Source organism: Pseudomonas sp. PIC25, assembly GCF_002286785.1.
In the GTDB taxonomy this organism is placed as follows: Bacteria; Pseudomonadota; Gammaproteobacteria; order Pseudomonadales; family Pseudomonadaceae; genus Pseudomonas_M.
Map to the genome: position 1 here is coordinate 1 of NZ_MUJY01000036.1, position 1,602 is coordinate 1,602.

A 1,602-nucleotide genomic window follows, 5' to 3' on the forward strand; every position below is an offset into this window, starting at 1 on the left:
ATCGGCTTGAGTCCTTCCTTCGTGTGGACACGCGTTCCCTTGATGAAGCCCTCGCCGGCCTGGGAGCGGATTTCGTTATTGGTATCTGGCGGCTTGGCGGTGGCACCCGGCACTTTGCCCAACTCGATCAACGTCTGTTCCGTCAGTCCCTCGCCTTCCCGCGCGCCCTCTGGCCCTTCGCAATTCGCACTGCGGACCAAGAATCCCTTCGCACCGACGTAGTAGGTATGAAAATCCTCAACCTCAATGTTGTATACGTTTACTCGTAGATAGGGATCAGTACTTGCAAGTACCTCATCGGGCAGATAGGTATATTTCTTCTTTTCAGACTCAGCGATGACCGAGTAATTGGCATAATCGAAAGCCCTGCCAGGACCCCTAATGCTAACCGCCCCCGTGATCCAGCCAATACCTTCCTGAGCCGTTCGGTATACCGGCTGCACCCCACCGACGAAAGCCCGACCTCCGTCGCTTTGGCGCAGCCAAAGTTGGCGCTGGAGCGCATCGGCTCGTGTCCAGCCAATACCCTCTACCCAGAACGGGTGGCTTCCGGTTGCCACGATGAAATAGAAAGGATCCGAAGATTTCCACCCCTCAGGATGAATGCTGATGCGGACGATAGTCTGCCGCTCGTGCTCGAAGGTCCTGACCACCCGCTTGTACTCAGGACTACCGCCGCCATCTTCGGGACTGGAGAGTATCCAGTCGCCGACTTTGATCTCCTCAATCGGCTTGAGCCCCTCCTTCGTATGGACGCGAGTGCCTTTGATGAAGCACCCGCCCGGCTCAATCAACGTCTGCTTCATCAACCCCTCGCCTTCCCTGCCGAAGAAACATCGGCCCTCAGTTCCCGCCCAGGCTTGACACCTTCCCGTGCTCTCTCAGAGCCCTCGCAATTCGCACTGCGGACCCAGAAGCCATGCTTCCCGCCCACGTAGTAGGTGTGGAAATCCTCGACCTCGAAGTTGAAAACCGGTACCCGCAGATAGGGGTCGTCGCTCGCCAACACATCATTGGGAAGATGGAGGAGTTTCTCCGCCACGGAGTCATCGACAGCAGCGTAATTGGCGTAATCGAATACAGAACCATGCAGCTCAGGACGATTCGCACTGGTGACCCAGCCGATACCCTCTTGCCCCGTGCGGTATACCGGCTTTACGGCACCCACGAAAGCCCGACCGCCGTCACCTTGACGCAGCCACTGCTGGGACTTGAGCGCATCGGCACGCGTCCAGCCGATGCCTTCCACCCAGAAAGGATGGTTTCCTGTCGCCACCACGAAATAGGAGGGATCGGGGAAAACCCAGTCTTCCGGACAAATACTGATCTTGAAAATAGGCTGGGGATCATGCGCGAAGGTCCTGACTACGCGTTTGTATTCCGGCTGGCCAGAACCGTCTTCGGGGCTGGAGAGCACCCAATCCCCGACCTTGATCTCCTCGATCGGCTTTTTACCGTCCTTCGTATAAACACGCGTACCCTTGATGAAGCACCCGCCGGCCTGCGCCGGGTAACGAATGTCTTCGTCAACCTTGGACAGCTTGGCGGCAATGGCGCCATACGGCGCCTTGCCCGGTTCGATCAATCGCTGTGCCATCCGCC

2 protein-coding genes are annotated in these 1,602 nt (G+C 57.7%); both read right to left on the bottom strand.

Annotated elements, in window-relative coordinates; genetic code table 11:
* On the bottom strand, positions 1–806 hold an 806-nt coding region (locus BZL41_RS28795), incomplete at its 3' end, for a Hint domain-containing protein (protein WP_256578060.1).
* Positions 806–1,597, bottom strand: coding sequence for a Hint domain-containing protein (locus BZL41_RS02520; RefSeq protein WP_168190932.1), 792 nt, complete (start codon positions 1,595–1,597; stop codon positions 806–808). The genes BZL41_RS28795 and BZL41_RS02520, both read right to left, overlap by 1 nt.
* Positions 1,598–1,602: the final 5 nt, after the last annotated feature.